Here is a 21,590-nt window from a genome sequence, read left to right as displayed (position 1 = left end):
GCAAAACAATGAAGATTCAGCCAGTAAAAGGAACAAGAGATTTTTACCCCCCGCAGATGCGTCTGCACAACTGGATAGTTGGAGGATGGAAAGAGGCTTCGCTCAGAAACGGCTTCGAAGAATACGACGGGCCTATTTTTGAGCATTTGAAGATGTATGAACAGAAAAGCGGGGAAGAGATAGCCGAACAGCTTTTCAGCTTTGAAGACCGCGGCGGCCGCGGGCTTGCCATACGCCCAGAAATAACCCCTACCCTTGCCAGAATGGTCAATCAGAGAATCAATTCCCTTCCAAAGCCTATAAAGTGGTTCAGCGTGCCTCGTGTATGCAGGGCAGAGAGGCCTCAGAAAGGCCGGCTGAGGGAATTTTATCAGTGGAATATTGATATTATAGGCGTAGAGGAAATTGTTGCCGATGCGGAGGTAATCCTCTGCGCTGTAGATTATCTGCGGCAAACCGGGCTTACCGAGAAGGATATCGCAGTTAAGATATCCTCGCGAAAGATGCTCAGCAGGCTTTTAGAGGCGTGCGAGATAGAGCAGGAACTCCATACCGGAATCTACGCAGCCTTGGACAAAAAAGCGAAAATACCCGAAGAGGCTTTCGAAAAACTGCTCGAGGAAAAACTGCCCGATCAGGAAAAACGGCAGAAGCTCCTTGAGATATTCGCAACAAAACAGCTCAGTGAGCTTCAGGAAAACTTGCAGTACAGCAGCGAAGCAGCAGAGGCCATCGATGAGCTTGTCGAGCTTTTCAGCCTGCTTGAGAGCATGGGAATCAGCGAATACTGCGAATTTGACATTGGAATTGTGCGCGGGCTTGCCTACTACACAGGCATGGTTTTCGAGATACACGACCGTGAGGGCAGTCTTCGTGCGATATGCGGAGGCGGACGCTTCGACAGCCTGCTCAAAGACTTCGGAGGCCCGTCAATACCCGCTACCGGCATGGGGATGGGAGACTGCGTTCTTGAGATTCTGCTCAGAGAGAAAGGGCTAATCTCGGAAGAAATGCCCAAACCCGCAGCGGACTATTTCATCGCCGTGATGGATGATGAGCTTGTCGAGGTGGCCGCAGGGCTTGCAGCGAAGCTGAGGCTTGCAGGATTCTCAGCAGAATTTTCGTACAAAAAGGCCAAGATGAAAAAGCTTATGAAGCAGGCCTCGGAAATGAAGGCAGAAAAGTGCATAATTCTCGGCGGGGAGTATATCGAGAATAAACAGATCGTTTTGAAGAATATGGAAACCTCCGAGCAGCGGACTGCAGATTACAAGCAGTTCTGCGATGAGCTCAAGTTCAGCGAACCAAATCAGGAAAATGGCGAAGAATAATCTGCCGGCTTGCTTTTATTCTTTAATAAGACAGCAGCTTATAGGAAAATCAGAAAAGATTTTGGTTTACAAAGTTCTTTTTACAGAAAACAAGCAGGAGAAAACAAATGCAGGGTTCAATTGGAGATAAGTTTCAGCAGCAAACCAAGTATGACAGGGACAAACCATTCGGCAAACAGTTAGACTGGTCTGCAAAACCTGACACCTACAAGAGCTATCCGGAGAGCAAAACGATAAAGCTCCCGGCAGCCAAACCCAACTCGGATATGAGTGTACATGAGGCACTGAAAACTCGGAGGAGCGTCCGCAGCTACTCTCAAAGACCGCTGAAGATAAACGAGCTTTCATATCTGCTCTGGTCATCCACCGGCATATCCGATACATCCCGCGGTTTTGCGTTTCGCACAGCCCCCTCAGCTGGAGCTCTTTATCCGATAGAAACTTATATTGCAGTAAACAATGCTGAAAAGCTAAGCCCGGGCGTTTACCACTACAACATAAGAAAACACTGCCTTGAGCAGCTCCGAGAGGCAGATGTTTCAGGCGAAACCGCCAGAGCCGCCCTTGGGCAGCAGATGTGTGCACAGGCTCCAGCTGTGTTTATATGGACTGCTGTTTTTCAGCGCATGAAATGGAAGTACGGCCAGAGGGCTTACCGGTATATCTATCTGGATGCAGGGCATATAGCAGAGAATCTCGCTCTTGCCTCTGCGAGCCTCGGACTGGGGAGCTGCCAGATAGCGGCTATTTTCGATGATCAGGTAAATAAGATTATCGGGGTTGACGGAACTGAAGAAAGCACCGTTTATATGAGCGTTGCAGGATAAATCAGCATAGATATAAATACCCCGCAGAGAGCTGCGGGGTAAAGTAAAATTATAATATGCTGCAGTTTTTATGTAACGGTGAACAAACGTTATCAAGGTGCAAGCTGCTTTAGATTGTTCAGCACATCATCAGTTACCCTGAATACAGTTCCATGACGCGTGCCTGAAGGGAAGGAAACCTGATCAGTTATATCGTTCCAGCTTTTCATATCTTCTGATGCAATCGCTCCCATATAGCCTTCGGTATAGGCATCATAGTAAATCACCCACTGCCCGCCGGCTTTAACCATTGAAGGCCCTTCAACCCATAGGCCGGAAGGTGATATTGGTTCTGAAGCATCTGAATAGGGTCCTTCGGCCGAACTGCTGAAAGCAAGGCGGAGATTCTTCTGTGCAGCGGGGGCTTTAGTTTCGTCTTTAACCACCATCGCATATTCATCAGCTGTTTTGGTTATGAAGGCATCTATCACGTTGAAACCGGGTTCGTAGAACAGCTGGGTATCAGAGTATGAGCTGAAATCTTTCGTTTTAACGCAGTATATCCGATGATTGTTATCGTCGTCGGGATTGTAGGTTTCCGGGAAGGCTCCGTCAATGGTAGTAGCCCAGAAGATAAAATAATTCTCAGACTGCTCATCATAAAAGATTTCCGGAGCCCAGCAGTTTTGTGCATCCGGCTCATCGGCCATAACGGGCAGAAAGGTCTGCTCAGACCAGTTTATAAGGTCGTCTGAGTGGGCAACGCCAATCCCTTTATCCCACCAGCCGGTAGTCCATACCATATGAAACGTTCCATCAGGCCCCTGAGAGATGCTGGGGTCTCGCATGAGGCCGCTGCCTGCATTCGGAGCAAGCAGGGACTGATCGTTATTCAGGGCGGTGAAGTTTTTGCCGTCCTCGCTGTAAGCCAGATGAAGACCGTCTTCACCATTGCCTTTGAAGTAGCTGTAAAGGAATTCGGTTTTATGGGGCTTGCCCGTTTCGACAGTAAGCACGCCCGCTGAGTAGGCAGGCATATTGAACCTTATAACCTGTCCGCTTAGGCCAACCCCCTTAGATTCAACGCTTACAGCATCAGGATTTTCCATCGTATTCTGTGCGTACAAATCGCCCGGTGCAGCGTATTCCAGATAGGCCTCTTCCGGCACGAATGAACCGTCGAGCTCGAATTCCAAATCCTGCGGCTCTGACTGCGGATTCACAATATGCACGTACAGAGTCTGCTCATCTTCCGAGAGGACAGAAGATATGCTCATTCCGTTATCAGGGCCTTCTGTCTGAACGTAATTCGGGGCATAATGGTCTCTCCAGAGCTTCATAACAACGTAGTTAGGGGCGGGAAACCAGTCGGTATGGTCGAAGTTTATGAAGGCATTATTCCAGCCGGAAGCTGAGGTATGCCTCAGGAAGAGAGCTGGGCCGCCGAGCTTGAAATAGCCGCCGTGTTTTTCGTACACATTAAGTATCCCGCCTGCAAAGAGCCCTGTTCTCCAGTCGATTGTCTGGAGATTCCATTCAGAATTATAAATCTTCATATCAGGGTTTGCAGAGCCTGCTATATAGCTTGAAAGATCTGTTAGGAAGTTGTCATAATTCTCAGGGCCTAATGCATAGCCGTCTGCGCCTTCATAATGGTGCACGCTGATATAATCTATCAATTCGGCGCAGCTGTCGATTATGTCTCTGTTCCAGTTCATATCATAGCTTCCCCCGCCAACAGCGATAAGCTTAATCGGAACACCCAGCTCATCCGCCTTCTGCCTGAGGGCAGGTGCAAATGCCTGCACTTTATCGATATACGCCGCTGAACCGGCTGCCCAAGTTTCGTTGTCAATCTCCCAGTAGGTTACGTTGTACGGCTCGGGATGCCCGTTCTGGGCGCGTTTTGCTCCCCATGTTGTGTCTGTGGAGCCGTTGCAGTATTCCATCCAATCCAGAGCGTCTTGGAGGTACTGCTCGGGGTTTGAATGCTTCCACTGAGCAGGCGCTCCGCATGCACTGTCTAAAACGCCTGTATTTATTACAAGCAGAGGCTCTGAGCCGATTTTCTCGCACATCCGGATAAATTCATCAGTACCGTAGGAGTTGATATCCTGATCGTCCCACATATAAGCGGGATAAATTGTTCTCTCGTGCTGAGGACCGATGGCATCCTTCCAGAAATAAAGCGAAGCGAAACAGCCTCCCGGCCAGCGTATTATCGGCGGGCTGAGCCCTTCTACCGCTTCGAGAAGATCAGGTCTGAATCCGCCGGCATCTATAGAGTCCTGCCCCATCATACTAACCTGATCGATCTTTACATCGCCTGCACCCTGCGAGAGAATTCGCATAGAGCCGTTTTCAGTTTCAGCAGAAGGCGTTATTGAGAAGGGATAATCATCCCAGCCTGATTCCGGAGCGGGAATTATCTCCTGTCCGAGAACAGTGTCTCCGTCGAGAAATTCAATCTTAAGCCCATCGGGCATTGACCCCTTAACCCAAAGCGAGCCATGGTAAGGCTGCTGTGTAAATTTGAAGTTGTTCTGCTGCAGGCCTGCCCCGCCGGCTGAAGCTGAAAGCTCTGCGCTTAAGCTGTTGTTAAGGGCATCAGATGATATGGATGCATCCACATCGCCATAAAGCTGCCAAGACTCTGCGTTGAAAGGCTGAATCGGAAGGTCTGGAAGACCGCTGAATAATACGTTCTCGCCGGAGAGGTCGGCAGCTTCAATATTGCGATAGCGAACCTTGGTCGCCCAGCTGCCAAGACCTATCCGCCCTGTCAGGAAAGGTGAGGTTGAGTCTGAAAAGTCAAACAGGAGATTTTCATTTACGTAAACCTCGAAATTATTTCCTTCGCAGCGGATTCGAATATCATACCACTGATCAGTATTTATACTGCCTCCGGCAGATACAAGAGTTGACCTGCCGCCGTCAGTTTCTTTCTCAACTGCATGCTGAGAGTTTTCCCATCCGCCCAGATTGAGCCAGTATAAATTGTCGCTGTCTTCAGCTCTGAAAACAATCAAAAATCCCTCAGCACCTTCGTCCTTACGTGCCTCGAGTGTCAGCTCATAGTCTGTCCAGCTTTGCTCTCCGAATTCAAAATGAATGTCAGTTCCGAGGCTGGACTGAATAAGCTCGCCGCTTTCTTTGCTCCAAGTGCCTGCGCCGTTTTCTGTGAGCTCAAAGCTCCTGTTCCAAATCATCTCTCCCCAAAGACCGCCGTTTACCGAATGGTAGATGTGCTCGAGGAAATGCCCGTAAACATTTATGTCAACTTTGTGAAGTATGTTTGAAGTGTCGATGAAGTTAGGCTCTTCCAGCTCCTGAATCGAGCGGCTGTATATCTGCTGGTCGTAGATGAGCGTATTGAGAAGCCAGTCGTGAGCGAGGGCTTTCAGCCCGATAAGAGGCACGTTGAGAAGATTTATATCTGCACAGATGGAATAATCCTCGATATCCACCTTGCAGTCCATATTGTAATCACCTTCGAGGTAGCCCCATATCCCGCAGGAATCATCCGCAATCTGCACCTCAACATCTCTAATCGCAAGTCCGTCGTACCGGGAGCTGGTGCTTGAAGCAGTATGCTGTATTGATGCATTTTCAAAGCTTGCGGATGGATCTGAAATTTGCACAGTTATCTGCTGAGGCGAGTCCCAGTTTTGCGAGGTAAACGTAATATCTGCAGGCTGCCCGTCGCCGCTGCCGAGGGTTAGGCCTTCAGGCGGATTCGCAGTTATCACTACATCCTCTTCAGGCTGCTCTGCCATAACTATGCTGTAGCTGTCTGTGCAGGCTGTATCGCTTCGGAAAAGCACAGTACCAGATTCTGTCTCTGTTATCAAGAAAGGACTGTATGCCATAAACTCGCTGGGAGATAAAACGCTGTCGCTGAATCTTACATTATCAAAAAATCCTGTGATATGATCGACGTTATTCCCGTCGTACCAGCCTCGGCCTACAGTCCAGCTGTAATCAGTTGCAGCCATAGCGTTTTCTGCCGGGGTTTGGGAGGATATATCGAGAGTTCCTGCAACCTGAAAGCCCCTGCCGTCAGTTTTATCGCAGTACATTGTGAGGGTTTGTCCGTCGCTGGTAACTGCAAGATGATACCAGTTATCAGCCTCAGCAGTGAAATCAGAATCAAGTATCCACCGCTCGCCTGAAACAGTTTCGTAATTCAGGCGGAACTGCCCGCCAACATCGTTTTTCTGTAAATAGAAATCCGCTTCTGGGTCTCCGTTGGTAGAGCCGTCTCTGCCGATGAACGTTTCCCAGTCTGAGAGGTCTTCAAGCTTCGCGGATATCTCTATTGTCCACGTTTGCGGAGACCATTCATTAAGGGCATACTCGGTTGTGTAAGCGTCCTGCTGTCCATTGCAGTATCCGCAGAGGCCTGCTGGGCTTTCGTCTGAGGCAAATGCCGGCCCGTAGGTGCTGTCGTAGCCAAGCAGGAGATAGCCGTTTACAACGTCAACACTTCCCCCTGAGGGCATATCTGAAAACGACATACCTTCTGTTCCATCTTCAAAATCCCACTGGGCTATTGTTTCTGCTGATAAATTTGTGAGCAGTAAAGAAAAAAATAATAATATATAAATCAGATAATTGCTTAATCGCATATCATAACCTCTCATATTCCATTTTTATGATTTTATGGGATGGCAGACTGAACTAACATAAAATGCACTCCGGCACATATAATATGCCGGAGCGCTTGGATTGTGAATTAAGTTTTCAGCTCAGATTTTCTCTATTCCCAGTCGCAGGCAGAATATGGAACTCTGCTGCATTTGAGCCAGTCGAGAGCGACAAGAGCGAAATCGGTAAGATTAACGCGGCAGTCGCCGTTGAGGTCGTAAAGATCAAGATCGCTTCCTTCTTCTGCCACGCATACATATTCATCCGGCCTGAAATCAACGTAGAGATTAGCAACTTCTTCAGCGCTTAGAGCATAGCTGTAGATTCGTGCATCATCCGCGCCGCCCTGAATGGCAGGGTTGCCGTCGAGATTGGAGCCGCCAATCCTGAACGGTGCATCCGGATAGCCCAGCGAGCTCATGTCAGCAGCGATTTCTTCTACGAAAGTACCGTCTGCATAGAGTTTTGCCGTACCGTCTTCAGGGTCATAAGTTGCGGTCATCATATGCCACTCACCGTCATTGTAGGCTACAGGCTCATCTGCATTGTGAGAATTCAGTCCCGGCCATCCCAGAGCATTTTCAATAATGAAACGGCAGTCCTGACGGGCGCCGGTATCAATACCGAAAAGCACTCCGGACGCTGATGTATTACCCGGTTCGAGCCTGATCATCGGGTGAGTCCAGCCGGCGGTTTCATCCATCTTATACCAGCAGCTGAAAGTGAAGCCTTCGTGGTAGAAGTTGTAGTAGTCCTGATTCGGAATCTCAACGAAATCGCCGTCGTTGAAGAACCAAGCGGCATCTCCGTCGATTGCTGTCTGACCTTCACTGCTTGCGTAGTTCGGGTCGCCTGGACCTGCGATTGAATCATGCACAGCGAGAACGCCGTCATTAGACGGAACGCTTGGATACACTTCATTCACAGAATCCTCGAGATTCCCGTCGAACTTCCAGTGCCCTATCAGGCGAGGCATATACCACCTTGCACTAACCGGATCGGATGAAGTATCGCCGTTGTAGCAGACGCAGTAAACCTCGCCTTCATCAGCAATTGTTCCTCCGGTGATAGTAAGGGTTTGGGTGGTAGTTCCCGAATACATACCGCCTTCAGAGAGCGGCGCATCTGTTTCGCCGTCGAACCACTGGTAAGTCTCGGCTGTGAGCGAGCCTTCTACAGTAAATGAACAGTTTCCGTTCTCATCTGCAACGGCATTCTCCGGCCCGCTTACGAACCCGGGCTTGTGGGAAACAGTAGTGAAGCTCCACGTTGGGCTGTAATAGTTGTTCGGGTCTCCTGCGGGCTTAGGATTGCCGGTGCCGTCATCGAGGCCTTCTTCCACGTACCACTCATAATCAGTCCCCTGTTCAAGAAGCAGCGGCCCGTATGAAACGTTCGGATCGCTGTAGTCTGAATGGGTAACTGTGTATGGAGATTCGATCATATCGCCGCTGCCGTCGCCCTTGGTGTGGTAGATGTAGTGAACGAGAATATCCGGGTTAACTGCTGTTTCCTTGCCTGGGCCGGCTTTAAAGTTGAAGCTTAAGGCCGCCTGATCGCCGTGGATATTGCCTACGGTTCCGTCCTCTGGGTGATAAGGCTGAGGGTCGGGATCGTATGCAGAGAGATCAGCTCCGAGAAATTCGGTTTTACTCAGCACTTCGTCGCTGAACCTGACATCATCAATATAGCCGTCAATATGATCCGCTTGGTTTCCATTGTACCAGCCACGGCCGAATGTCCAGTTGAATCCGCTTTGAGCAAGTGCGTTATCAGCTACGCTCTGAGAGGAAATGTCGAGCGTGCCTGCGTTTACAAATCCCTCGCCGTCCATTTTGTCGCAGTACATATTGACAGTCTCACCGTCACAGGTAACTGCAATCCTGTACCATTGATTTATAACCGGAACAAAATCGCTGTCTAATACCCAACGCTCGCCGCCAACGGTCATAAAATCAATACGGAAAGTATCATCCTCACCGTCATTTGACAGATAGAAATCTGCGGCCGCATTCCCAGCAGCAGACCCCTCTCTTCCGATAATAGTATCCCAGCCATCCATCTCTTCAAGATAAACAGCCACTTCGATTGTCCATACGCTTGGCGACCAACTGGTAAGTTCCTCGGCTGCTGCATAGCCGTCCTGATGATTGGCATCAGCGCTCATACTGAGGCCTTCACCTGTTGGTGTAACATCAGAATAGGACGGGCCGTAGTATTCGTCCCAGCCATACATAGGATAACCGGCAACTAAATCTGCAGAATAGCCGGAGCCGCTGGCATCACCTTCCGGTGTGAAAGGCTCGCCGGCAACACCGTCTTCAAAATCCCAATGGGCAACTGTTGCTGCCGATGCGGGCAGCGCAATAACCATTGCCAATGTAAACAATAATGTAATTATTATATTTCTCATAACAAGCTCTCCTGTTATTTTATTAACGTTAATTTAACCAGCATTAGTAAGACCATGAACAGGCTTCTTCACTAACACGTCCGCAATCCAGCCAAGCACTCATAATCTCAACCATATCAGTTAGATCCACGCGGCAGTCGCCGTTTACATCATAGCTGATCGGATTGTTCTCATCAGGCACACAGATATATTCATCAGTCTTTATGTCTGTGTAAAGCTGAGCAATCTCTGTTGGAGTGAGCGCGTAGGAATAGATCCTGAAATCATCCATGAGGCCGTTATAGTATGGGTCAGCTTCCCACTGGCTGTCGCCGATTAGGTTGTTAGACGGGTTGAATGAGTTTGGATTTGGCGTCATCGATTCATTCATCGCAATCTGTTCACCATTTAGAAACAGTCTGCCGGTATCCCCGCCGAGAGTTACGGCAACATGATGCCACTGGCCTGAGGTAACCCAAGTTGAGGTTTCCATAACCACCTCGCTTGTGCCGTCGTTAATTACGAAGCGAAATCCCGGATCTCCTCCGGAATCAGGAGTCATATACATATAGGTGGAGGTGTCATTGCCGAATCCGAAAATGCGCTGCCATTCACTCCCGCCGTTGCGGTAAACCCATGCAGAAATTGTAATATCTTCATAGTTTGCGATTCCTTCCGGAAGCGTTGCATACTGCCCGTATGCGTTGTTCGGATCTTCAGCGTCGCTGTTGTTGAAGAAAACGCTGTACTGACCGATATTAGCATTAACCACGTTCGGATCTGTTACAGGGAAGTCGAGCCCGTCGTCTGAATCGTTTGCCTCGCTCACGATAGACATATCAGCCCCGCCTGCAGCATCAGGAGAAGTTCTTGTTTCACCGTCGATATTGATTGTTTCGAGCGGATAATGATGGACGAGCCTGCGAGTAACAAGGCGTCCCGGCGCATCTTCGCTTGTATCAGAGCCGGCATAATTTTCCGCTGTGCAGTAGTAGTAGCCTTCTTCGTCAGGCGTTGCTCCGGTTATTGTAAGCGTATCTGTGGCTGTACCGCTGTACACTGCATCATCCGATAGCATAACATCTTCGGTATCGCCAACTTTATACCACTGATAGTTTACGCCTTCCACATCGCTCAATTCCGTAACAGAGAACACTGCATCTTCTGTTCCCCCGCTTGCAGTCAGCTGATACTGGGGCGAAACATCACTTAAAACTGGTGAGGCCGGTACAGTAGTGTACATTCTTCCTGTACCCTGATATACTGTGGAATCAGCGGCTACAGTATCAATACGCCAGTAGTAATCAGTTGAGTTTTCGATAGTAATGTCGCTGGCTGGTGTGTATTCAGCAGATGTAAGATTCTTGCCTGCAGAAGAACCGAGCTGGTCGTATGAAGATACATCGCTGATAGTCGAGTCTGCAATGTTGGGGTCTGACCCGAAATAGACATTGTAATGATCAACTGCGACTGAAGCTTCCGTTGTCCAAGTAAGGGTTTGATCGAGAGGAACTAAATCAGCACCGTATTCAGGCACAGAGCTTCTAATCACAATACCCGCAAGGCTCTCAGGTCCAATGAGATTTGTATAAGTTACCTCATTGGGATTGAGCACCTTGTCGTAAATGCGGAATTCATTTATAGAGCCGTACCATTCCGGGTCGTTCAGATATCCGCCTTTACCAAGATAGGCAAGCTCATTAGAAACATCGCTAAGATTGTTGTCTTCGGAAAGCTCAGCCGTGCCGACCAGATCTCCATCGAGATAGAAATAAATCTTATCAGCATCAATAGAGGCAGCCATATGATGCTCCACTGCATCATCGTATTCTGTTCCGTTCACACCTGTTTCTGTAGCCCACGGGTCGGCTGTATTGTTAGTACAGATAGCCGCCCTGCTGACATTATCTTCTCGGGCTGATGTCATAAAGAAGTAATTTATCCCCATCCATGTGGAATCAGGATTATTACCGCCCAAATACGAGAGAATTGTAAAGCCAGTGTTCCCGCCGGCTGTCGGAGTGTACCACATCTCCATAGTCAGCTCCGAATATGTGTTTGCTGCAATACCTGCCGCATCCATCTCAAGCCAGTCGTCAGTACCGTCGAGCAGAAGCTCTCCGCCGGAGACAGAGGCATCTCCCACAAGCGTGCTTGTAAGACCGCCAACCACATCATCAGCATTATCGTTGAATGTGTAGCGGTGATTCACTGCTGCTGATGATTCTGTTGACACTGCAAGTGTCAGCAATATCATTAGAATTAAGTTTAATCTGTTCACAATATAATCTCCTAAAAACATAACATATAAATTTTAGTTCTATGAATATCCTCCCGAAGGATATCCGCCATTTTTCTCATAACCATTTCTCTTTTTCTAATCATTTACCGCTAAGCACCTCTCTTTCATAACTCATTTATTCAAACAATATCATCGGTTCAGCAAAAATACACCAATCACTTTGAATACTGTAAATCGGCTCGCCGTCTTTATACAATACTTCTGGATCGCCTCCGTCAGTGGTAACGAGTGTGAGGAAGCGGTCTTCAGGGTTTATTTTGATGTTCAGAGAATCGATGACGCCTTTTTCTGTAACGTTTGTTCTGCTGTATTTAAGCTCACCGTCTATCAGAACCCAGAAATCTGCGTTGCACTGCTGCCAAGATGAATTGCACACGCCAATATCAGCCTTGAAATTTCTAAGAGATGCGCCGTCAAGCTGGTTTCTAAGAGCCTCCAGATCGAATGTAATACCGATATTAGCATGCATAAAGATCGAAGAATTTTTGTCTTTTCCGTAATCGATGCCGTTTAGTTCTATAGGGCGGTCGTCAAGTCGGTTCAGGTTTTCAGTAATGCCCACATAGTAGTTGCCCATGGTTTCAGGACACTGCTTGAAAAGGTGGCCTGCTGAGGCAATTATCTGCCTGAGAGCCCCGTTAGGAACAAACACCCCATCAATGAACGGGCTTTTAACGCTTCTGAATCTGTTGTCTGCAGTCCGGTCTTCTGATGATATTTTAGAGAATTCTGCGCTTGCTGGATTCAGCTCAACAGCTTCCCTGCCGCTTCCAAAACCGTTGCCAGCGGAAACTATATCTGCCAGATCAATATAATACTGCCCTCTGCGAATCAGGTTTGTTTCGGAGTTAATCTGCTTAACGAACATATATTTGCTGAGCTCAATATCCTGCACATCTGCTGAGCTTGGAAGCATCTTTTTAGCCTCCCCTGCAAGAACTGAATAGTTATGTCTGCTGTTGCCCTGCCCTGCCAAGAGCCTGGTTTCACCCTTATGAACATGCAGCTGAGTATCTGCTCCTGCTTTAACTCCAAATTCTGTGCCTAAATCTACAATCCTTGATGTTCCCGTATCAACGGTAAATCCCACAGCCTCCGGGGGCACTCTTGCATACAGGCTTCCGTATTCCATAAAGATCTGATTATCTGATTTGCAGAAAAATTCGCTCGGGGCTTCAATCACCACAGAAGCGCCGTAATCAAATTGAATCTCTGCATAGCCTTCCTTGAGAGTTATCGGATCTGCTGCGTTGGTAAACACATCTCCAATTTCAAAATTATTTCGAGCACCCTGCCACTGGGCTCCGATAGAATCCTTCAGCCTCGCTACCGGCTGCTTTGCGGGAAAGATCTGGGCATATATTATTATCAGCAAAAGCGCTGCAACTGAAGCGGCTGTGGAAACAAGCATAAATTTATTTACCCTCTCCGTCCCTGCTACCGGCTTGAATTTTTCTATCTTCTCTTCTGCCCCGGATTCACATTCTCTGCAAGCCTCAACCTTCGGGGCGAACTGCTCCTGCGCTGCGAGCTCTTCGAGAACATTGAACAGCTCATTGGTTTCTTCTGGGCTGTTCAGTGATGCCAGGGCAATAGCATTGCTCTTTTTCAAACGAGAAGCAAGCGAATAATAATCAGCTGCATAGCTCATAACCTCTTCGCTGCCGGCCATAAGCCTGTTTAGACGTTCGGTCTGTTCAGGGGAGGCTTTGTCTTCCAGAGTTAAATAAAGGAGCTGATCAATTTCACTTTTTAGGTTCTTATTCATATCTTTCATCTGCAGGAACAGCCTTCAAGCAGGCAAGCAGTTTGCCGTGTATCCTGCTCATTATTTTATATACATTAGTTACAGACAGCCCGATAAGGGATGATATCTGCCTCGGCCTAAAGTCCTGATAGTACCTCAGCTCCACCATTTTCCTTGCACGGGGATTGAGCTTTCTTATGCATTTTTCAAGATTTTCAACACTGTCATCTTTGGTTTGTTTCTGCTCTACCATATCAGAAAATTTTTCGAAAAGCTGCTGGTCATACTGCACTTTCGAATTAGCTTTTTTCTTTCTAAAATCGAGTATTTTGAAATAAGCAATCTGAATTCCCCACGCCACGAAATTATCAATCGGCTTAGACTCCTCATATTTTTCGAACATAGTCTTCACCGTATCCTGCAGAACATCGTCCGCATCGTGATAATTGCGAACCATACTGAGGATGTACGCATATATCCGAACTTGATTTGGTATTAGCAAATCAAGGAAATCATCACTCGCTTTTTTGCATTCACTATCCATACGCCGTTTTCTGCCTCCTATAATGAAGTTTGCCAAACACACGAAATTGGAACAAAAAATTTTAAAAAATTAATAGATTAGTCTTTTTGAACAAATTCGCCATCCGAATTCAAAAATTTAATGGTCAAGCTGAATCCCGCGGATTACATCGCCATACTGATTACGTCCGATAAACGAATCCTTAGACATCTCCACCACACATCTGTCTGCGGCATTAGATTCAGGCCAGTTAATCATTATTATATTGCCGGACAATTTCCATCCAGCCTTTGGATGGTTTGCTATTCGTCCGTCCGGGAGAAAGTCATAAATCTTCTGGGCGCCGTAATTAATGCTCAGCCTCCAGCTCCCGATAATATCATCGGGGCTCGGACTGGCTTGTTCGGTGGTTTTTGGGTTATCCTCGCTGAGCGGCTCGCCCACAACAGGCCAGCCGTTTTTGCACCAGTAGATCGGGCGAATTTGGAGGATTCTCTGCTTTTCAAGCTGGAATGTATTGTATGTATGATGCACCATCCAGCTGCCCTTCTCTGTGGTAAGCACGGAATTATGCCCCGGGCCGCGCCAGTAGTCGTTGTTTGCAAGCACAAGAGTTCCCCCGCCTTCTGCAAGCGGTTTGCCTTCGTGATCAAAATACGGGCCGAGAGGATTTTCCGACCGCCCAACCATAACTCGATACGTGCTTTCTGCACCATCGCAGCAGAGCCCCCATGAAACAAACAGATAGTACATATCCTTATGCTTTACCATATACGCCCCTTCAATCGCATGTGAAGGAGTATTCGGGATCTCAGGCGTGTCCGGTCTCGCTGCCACGGTAGAGACCTCTGGATTGTCTCTGAGAGGTTTGCCCGTATCGGGGTTTATCTCAATGCTCTTGATTCCGCCCCAAAACGAACCCCAAACCATAAACGCCCTGCCGTCGTCCTGCTGGAAGGCTGCGGGATCGATAGCGTTGAAATCATCTTTGCCCGGATGTGATTCTATAACAAGTCCGAGGTCTTTCCAGCCATACTCGGGCGACTCGGGATTTAAAGAGCTGCTTCGAGCCACGCCAATAACAGACCGCTGGCTTCCGAATGAAGAAACGCTGTAGTAAACGTAGTATTTATCATTGAGCTTTACAATGTCCGGCGCCCATATCCCTTCAGTTTGCGGGATTGCCTTTTTCGACCATTGCGGTACGGGCTTATCGAATACAGTGCCCGCCCTCTTCCATTCAACAAGGTCGTCAGAGCGGTAAAACGGGAGGCCTTTACCCGTTGCAAAGATATAGTATGTCCCCTGCCCGTCCGAGATTACCGCCGGGTCAGGCATGCCTTCAAGCACCCCCTCCTTAGCATACAAATTCCCGGCAGAAGCAATTACAGCAATAACCAAATATAAAGCAAAACTTTTCATTTTTATTCTCCCAATATCTTCCTAAAAGTTATTTTACCGGTTCAACGCCTTCTGTTGTCATCTGCACTCTTTTCATCGTGCCCTCAGGGTTGTAGTATAGATAATCAATGCATACAGACCTTCTGAAACTTGAGCCTTCAGTGGAAATTCCGCCTGTATGATAGAAGAAGTAGTCTTTGCCCTTGAAGCTGATAATCGCCTGATGATTAGTATTGCAGTTGCCCGCGAGCTCATTGAGAATGCCCTTATATTCCCAAGGCCCTTCAATCGATTTGCTCATCGCATAGGCGGTTTTCTCGGGGAACTGGTATGCGTAAGACAGATAGTACCAGTCTCCGCGTTTGTGAATCCACGGGGCTTCGGTAAATTCCGGGAGACCTTCAACAGTATGGATTTCGCCCTCTGTTTCGATCATATTGTCTTTGAGCTTAATCCAGCGGCATTTCTGATTGCCCCAGTACATATAGGCCTGATCGTCATCGTCAATAAATACGGTAGGGTCTATATCGTCCCAAGAGATTTTAACATCTGTAGTCATATCGTTTGTAATTAGAGCTGAGCCCCGAGCATCTTCGAAAGGCCCTTCGGGGCTGTCTGAAACCGCAACGCCTATCGCCTTGCCGTGAATCTTTTTATGGGAAACCGTTACATACCAGTAGAACTTTCCGTCCCTTTCAATCACCTCTGATGCCCAGGCGTCTGCTCTTGCCCAGTCGAAATCCTTCGCCTTTAAAGGAACTGGATGCTCCTTCCAGTTCACCATATCTTCTGAGCTGAAGCATAGCCATTCATTCAGCACATATCTATGCTGCCGGGGAGGGCATTCATCGTGGCCGGCGTAAAGGTAAACCTTCCCCTCGTGCACCAAAGCTGCCGGGTCTGCTGTGTATTTATCCGTAATTATCGGATTGTCTGCAAAAAGCACAGAACTATATGCAGCGGTCAAAACTAAAATCAATCTGAACATAATTTTTTCTCTATTTCTAATCATATTTGCCTATTTTGTGTTTTTAAAACAATTATTCTACAACTGCAGCAAACCCGCCGTTTGCATTCAAATCTATCTCAAAGCCTCCTTCAGCCTGAAGCTCTTTATGCATAAAGCTGCGATTTTCGCCGTCTGTAATAACACTCACTGATTTGCCTTTGAGATTCTCAACGAAAGACAAATCTATACTGATATTCTTTTTCTCAGCTTCTCCGTTTATCCCTCCGATATACCAGCTGGCGCCTTTTTTGCGGGCGATTACAGCAAGTTTGCCCGGATATCCTTTGATAAAATGCGTTTGATCCCAGCTCACAGGCACATCCTGCAGGAAAGAAACAACATAATCGGGCATCAAATCATACTCTTCAGGCACAAGGCCGAAATGCTGAATCCCCGATTCGAACACAATCGACAATGCAAGCTCAAAGCCGAGAGTGGTTCTCAGCTGCACAGAGCGAATCTCCGGATTGAATACTACCGGCGTAAAATCCATAGGCCCCACGACATTTCGTGTGAAAGGGAGTATGCAGCAGTGCTGAGGCTGGGCATCAGCATTGCCCTGATTGAAAGTGCAGTATTCCATGCCTTTAACTGATTCGAGAGTAAGCATATTAGGATATGTGCGGTGCCAGCCGCGGGGAACAGTTGCTCCGTGAAAATTAACCATAATTCCATAATCAGCGGCGTCTTCCAGAATATCCTGATAGAGCTTCATTACTGCCTGTTTATCGCCGCCGAAGAAATCAATTTTAACCCCTGCAACACCCATCTCCTTGAGCCTGGCAAATTCGCTCCGCCTCACACTGCGAGTGTGCATCTTATGCTTTGGGGTTAGCGGAGCCTCATTCCAGAAACCGTTAGAATTGTACCAGAGGATAACCTTCACCCCCCTTGAATTGGCCTTCTTAACGAAATCCTCCATCTTTTCATATCCGATATTGTTGTCCCAGTAGCAGTCTATCAGCATATATTCCCACTGCATCTTTGCGGCAAAATCAAGGAATGAATTTGCATATTCAAGAGTGGAGCTGGAATCTGCATATCGAAGCCAGTGCCAAGCGGCGCGGCCGGGCTCTACAAACCCTGTATCCTCGAGCCTGCATGGTGAGGCGAGATCAGCTGCTGCTGTGGACTCGACAACTGCCCCGAGATTATCCCCAACCACAAGAACCCTCCACGGGGATTTGAAAGGCAGCTCAACTGCCGGCGATACGGGATCCTGAATGCCTCTGTGTTCTTCAGGCTGAGGAAAGCCTATCTTAAAACCCCCCTTATCATCCGCCTTCAGGAGCCTCGTTCCGCAATAATCGCTGTAAACATCTGTCTCAAAGAGCAGCACCCAATTATCATCGGCAGTTTTGAATAGAGCGGGCATAGACCAGCCCTGACCATATTTCGAATCCTCCCCCGCCTCTCTTCCGGCGGCATAATGTTCTTCGTATGAAGGCTGAGTTTTCTCCCAGCCTGTTTTGGCCTCTGCCATCGGATGAAGCCAGCTTAAAGTGTCTTCGGGGAAGTTGAAAGAGGTTTTTTCGTCTTTAATAACAGAATAAAATTTTCCGTTATCAGGCAGGATATACCGGAAAGCAGCAAAATTATCCGACACTCGAAATTCAATCTTTATTGCAGAGTTATGAGGAGTGGTGAGGGTATAAACTTTTCTGTTTGCCTTGTAAGAGCAGTTTTTCTTCTTGCCGTGAAGCATCTTGTATTTCTGTGAAACCTGCTGAACATCACTCTCTGAGGCAAGCTTGAGGAATGAATCAAAATCCGCCCATTCGCATACAAGACCAAGATCTGATTTTTCTAACACCTCCATGCCTGCATATTCCACTGAATAAGAGACGGCGTTCTTATCGTTCAGCGAAAAATAAACCTCTAATTTCCCGTCCGGGCTGGATAGCGAATCAGCCGAAAAAACAGCTGAAGAAAAGAACAAATATGCTGCAAAAGCCAATAGAATGTTCTTTCTTTTCATAAAAATTCTCCCTTAAAAAAGCTCTCGATTTATTAAAGCATAAAAAAATTTTTCAAAGGTTTAAGACCATTTTGCGTTAAAAGAAAACCATTTTGCGTTATAGCAGGCGATCCCAATTCGGTTCGATTAAAAGCAGTAAAAGGCTCAAGAACTGCATCCCTTAGTTAAGCTGCGGGCGGGATTATGCTGAAGAAACACCAAATCAGCCTGAAAAACAGCCGTTTGCGACAATTTTTTGATAACGTCCCAAAGCTTGTGTTTGTTACCACGAAACACACGAAGGGGATTTGGTATGGGCTGATTTTTTATCCACAGATGGCACAGATTTTATTTGAATGTAAGCGATTGCTGTAAAACAATTTATAATAATCCTTCGTGCCCTTAGCGCCCTTCTTGGTTTAAAAATGAATTATTCACCACAAAGAAACCATCTTAGCGGAAATTAGGGGAAATTAGTCGTTCATCAAACTCCTTAGCGTATCTAAGTGCTGCTCAGTGGCTGAAAATCCCGTCTAAAACATATTATCGCAAACTAACAGCCTTCAGCAGCAGAAAAGCTTTGAAGTATTGCCGGGTATATGTAACATTATGCCAGCCGGCGGGCTATAAAGCTGAATACGTAAAATTAAAATTACGCTCCGCCTGCCGCTGAAAACTATCCGCACGTTTGCTTGGAACTGGGAGCAGTATTATGGCTGAAGAACTGAAGGCAAAGCAGTTAATCTCAAAAATCAACGAATATACAGAGAATAACAACATTGATATGCTCTGCACCCTCCTCGACCAGCAGCGAACAAGCCGAATTGCGGAAGTTATGGAGCTGCTTGAGGGCGACAGGAATGCTGTGATTTTAGGATGCCTTCCTAAAGAAGAATCTTCTGAGGTTTTCGAAAAGCTCGACGAGGCCACAAGAGCAGAGCTCTATGAACTGCTCAATGTTCGTCAGCTCAAAACCCTCATCTACGAGCTCGACCCTGATGACGCAGCAGATATTCTCAGCGAGCTGCCACCAAGCGCCAGCGAACACCTGCTCAGGACAATGAAGCCCGACGAATCAGAGACTATCAAAAACCTGATGCAGTATTCGGACGATTCAGCGGGCGGTATTATGGATCCTCTGTTTCTCTCGGTTCCCAAAGGCTCTACAGTACACGAAACTATTGAACTTCTCAAGATACAGGAAAGCGATGAAGACTTCTACGCCGTTTATGTTGTTGATATTGAAGGCGTTTATCTTGGGGACGTTAGGATAAGGAATCTGTTCTCAGCGGAGCCTGAGCAGAAAATCGAGGAGCTTATAGAGGAAAGCAGCCTCTCTGTGAGCGTTTTTTACGATCAGGAAGAAATCAAGAATATTTTCAGCAAAAACGACCTTATAGCTGTGCCTGTTGTGGACGGGAATAATGTTCTCGTGGGGCGTATTACAGCAGACAGGGTGCTGGAAGTGGCGGAAGAAGAGGCGGCCGAAGACATATACACAATCGCCGGTACTGATGCTGAAGAGCTCTACGACACAAGCATATTCAGGGCAGCAAGGATACGTATGACTTGGCTTGCGCCCTGCCTGATTGGTACAGGTGTAACAGCGATGGTTCTGCTGTTTTTCAAGAATTCTTTTACTGAGGTTTACACTGTAGCAGCGGCATTTGCTCCGATGATAGCGGCTATAAGCGGTAATGCAGGGCTTCAAACTTCCGCTGTTGTTATATGCGGACTCGCAACAGGCCATATGGCAGCTTTGAATCTGGGGCAGGTTTTTATGAGAGAGGCGAGGATTGCCCTTCTTATAGCGATGTTCTGCGGGCTCATAGGCGGGCTTATTTATACAGGACTCTCAGATGTTCTCGGGAATCACGACCCTGCATCGGGAATGAATTACGTTATGGTGTCTCTGGCTTTCGGGATTGCCATGTCTGCAGCGGTAATGGTTTCCACTACGCTCGGACTGTTTCTCCCGTTCCTTTTCAAAAAGATCGGCATAGACCCTGCCATCAGCTCCGGCCCGCTAGTTACAACTGCCAACGACTCTATAAGCGTATCAATTTACCTGTTTACAACTCTCGCATTTTTGGGCTGAAGATTTTAATATTTAGCAACATCCAAAAGGTTCTCCAAGTCTTTTATCTGCTGCTTAAGCAGTTTATCTTCCCTGCTGAGCTTAGCGATCTTATCTATTGAATGCATTACCGTGCTGTGGTCTCGTCCGCCTATTTTATAACCAATCTCTTCGAGGCTCATCTTAGTTTTATGCCTCGCAAGATACATCGTAATCTGCCTCGGACGGACTATGGATTTCTGCCTTGATTTGCCCTTCAGATCGCTCTGCTTTACCTTGAAATACTTCACCACAGCTTCAATAACATCAGAAAAGCTCAAAACTGACTGCGGCTCAACCTCTTTGCAACCGAGAATATCGTTGCACAGATTTATATCTATTTCGGCGTTGTCTGTATAGGCTATAGCGCCGAGAGTGGTAATAGCGCCTTCAATCTCTCGAATATTTGAGGTAATCTTTGAGGCTATAGCAGAGGCCGCATCCTCGGGGATATCAATCCCTCGAATCCTCGCCTTTTTCTTAACGATAGCGAGCCTTGTTTCGAAACTGGGCTTGTCAATCCTCGCTACAAGCCCCCATTTGAACCGGCTCAGCAGCCTCTCATCCAATGAGGGTATCTCGCTCGGTGCGCGGTCTGCACTTAGGACAATCTGCTTTCGCTGGCTGTGCAGGGCGTTGAAGGTGTGGAAGAATTCATCCTGACTGCTCTCACGGTCGCTGAGGAACTGCACATCATCGAGGATCAGCATATCAACGTTTCTGAAAGTTTCCTGAAATTTGAGAAGGTCGCCGTTTTCGATCGCCTCCACAAACTTACTCACAAAAGCTTCGCAAGTGAGAAAGCGTATCTTGAGATTTTGATTATGCGAGGCCACATTTGTGCAAATCGCATGGAGCAGATGGGTTTTTCCGAGTCCCGCATTGCTGTGTATAAAAAGCGGGTTGTAGGTAACGCCGAGGGAATTGCTTATCGCAACACAGCTTGCATGAGCTAGCCTGTTGGACTGACCAACCACAAAGTTATCAAACGTAAGGTCTGGGTGGAGGGTGTATGGGATGTCATGGTTGGCACAATTCTGCTGAGGCTGGAATTGCGGGTAGTTTTCTTCAATCTCTTCGCAAATAAACTCTACACCCAGCAGATGGCCTGTAACAGTCTGAGCGGCAGCAGTAAAGGCATGGCGGCAATTCTCGGAAAGGAAATTTGCGATAGCTGTCGTTGGGCACAATACCTTCAGCGTGCCGCCTTCAAAACTCACCAGCTCGAGCTGTTCATACCAGCCCCTAGCGTTTGCCGGATCCGCTTTTCTGGCAGCATCTATAATACTGCTGAAATCAACCACATTCTGAGGCACTTTGCGCCCTTTCACAACAGACTTTCTAAACTCTTTTTCAAAA

General features: G+C 47.5%; 12 protein-coding genes. 3 read left to right on the top strand and 9 right to left on the bottom strand.

From position 1 onward, the window contains the following. The first annotated feature begins 8 nt into the window (after positions 1 to 8). Positions 9 to 1,331 carry a histidine--tRNA ligase gene (hisS, locus tag L21SP3_RS00405; protein ID WP_077538451.1) on the top strand — a complete coding sequence of 441 codons (1,323 nt, stop codon included), beginning with the start codon at positions 9 to 11 and terminating at the stop codon, positions 1,329 to 1,331. A 107-nt stretch (positions 1,332 to 1,438) separates the two neighbouring features. Continuing rightward, positions 1,439 to 2,158: a SagB/ThcOx family dehydrogenase gene (locus tag L21SP3_RS00400; RefSeq protein WP_077538449.1), complete on the top strand. Its 720-nt coding sequence runs from the start codon at positions 1,439 to 1,441 to the stop codon at positions 2,156 to 2,158. A gap of 92 nt (positions 2,159 to 2,250) precedes the next feature. On the opposite strand, the gene L21SP3_RS00395 is transcribed toward L21SP3_RS00400, so the two are convergent. From L21SP3_RS00395 to L21SP3_RS00360, 8 genes are all read right to left on the bottom strand, one after another. Then, positions 2,251 to 6,765 carry a LamG-like jellyroll fold domain-containing protein gene (locus L21SP3_RS00395; protein WP_161488020.1) on the bottom strand — a complete coding sequence of 1,505 codons (4,515 nt, stop codon included), beginning with the start codon at positions 6,763 to 6,765 and terminating at the stop codon, positions 2,251 to 2,253. A 131-nt stretch (positions 6,766 to 6,896) separates the two neighbouring features. Further along, positions 6,897 to 9,197, bottom strand: coding sequence for a LamG domain-containing protein (locus tag L21SP3_RS00390; RefSeq protein WP_077538445.1), 2,301 nt, complete (start codon positions 9,195 to 9,197; stop codon positions 6,897 to 6,899). 43 nt (positions 9,198 to 9,240) lie between these two features. Continuing rightward, on the bottom strand, positions 9,241 to 11,457 hold the full coding sequence (locus tag L21SP3_RS00385; protein ID WP_161488019.1) for a LamG-like jellyroll fold domain-containing protein: 2,217 nt from the start codon (positions 11,455 to 11,457) through the stop codon (positions 9,241 to 9,243). 136 nt (positions 11,458 to 11,593) lie between these two features. Further along, positions 11,594 to 13,246 (bottom strand): NPCBM/NEW2 domain-containing protein, encoded by a 1,653-nt coding sequence (locus L21SP3_RS00380; RefSeq protein WP_161488018.1) that lies wholly within the window; start codon positions 13,244 to 13,246, stop codon positions 11,594 to 11,596. Then, positions 13,239 to 13,769, bottom strand: coding sequence for a sigma-70 family RNA polymerase sigma factor (locus tag L21SP3_RS00375; protein WP_077538439.1), 531 nt, complete (start codon positions 13,767 to 13,769; stop codon positions 13,239 to 13,241). The genes L21SP3_RS00380 and L21SP3_RS00375 overlap by 8 nt, the downstream gene beginning before the upstream one ends. 117 nt (positions 13,770 to 13,886) lie before the next feature. Next, entirely contained in the window at positions 13,887 to 15,170 is a 1,284-nt protein-coding gene (locus tag L21SP3_RS00370) for an arabinan endo-1,5-alpha-L-arabinosidase (protein WP_077538437.1), read from the bottom strand. A gap of 28 nt (positions 15,171 to 15,198) precedes the next feature. Continuing rightward, a complete protein-coding gene (locus tag L21SP3_RS00365; protein WP_227806778.1) occupies positions 15,199 to 16,137 on the bottom strand; it encodes a glycoside hydrolase family 43 protein in 939 nt (312 codons plus the stop codon). Between the two features lie 52 nt (positions 16,138 to 16,189). Then, the gene (locus L21SP3_RS00360; RefSeq protein WP_077538433.1) at positions 16,190 to 18,136 is read right to left on the bottom strand and encodes a glycoside hydrolase family 97 protein; all 1,947 of its coding nucleotides are present in this window, start codon (positions 18,134 to 18,136) and stop codon (positions 16,190 to 16,192) included. A 691-nt stretch (positions 18,137 to 18,827) separates the two neighbouring features. Between L21SP3_RS00360 and mgtE the strand changes: the two genes are divergently transcribed. Beyond that, positions 18,828 to 20,213 carry a magnesium transporter gene (mgtE, locus tag L21SP3_RS00355; protein WP_077538431.1) on the top strand — a complete coding sequence of 462 codons (1,386 nt, stop codon included), beginning with the start codon at positions 18,828 to 18,830 and terminating at the stop codon, positions 20,211 to 20,213. Between the two features lie 5 nt (positions 20,214 to 20,218). Here the strand turns inward: mgtE and dnaA are convergent, their stop codons facing one another. Further along, positions 20,219 to 21,562 (bottom strand): chromosomal replication initiator protein DnaA, encoded by a 1,344-nt coding sequence (dnaA, locus tag L21SP3_RS00350; RefSeq protein ID WP_161488017.1) that lies wholly within the window; start codon positions 21,560 to 21,562, stop codon positions 20,219 to 20,221. Positions 21,563 to 21,590 lie beyond the last annotated feature (28 nt).

Source organism: Sedimentisphaera cyanobacteriorum, assembly GCF_001997385.1.
GTDB classification, from domain to species: Bacteria; Planctomycetota; Phycisphaerae; order Sedimentisphaerales; family Sedimentisphaeraceae; genus Sedimentisphaera; species Sedimentisphaera cyanobacteriorum.
Note: the sequence above shows the minus strand (reverse complement) of the source record. Positions and strands in the feature narration are given on the sequence as shown.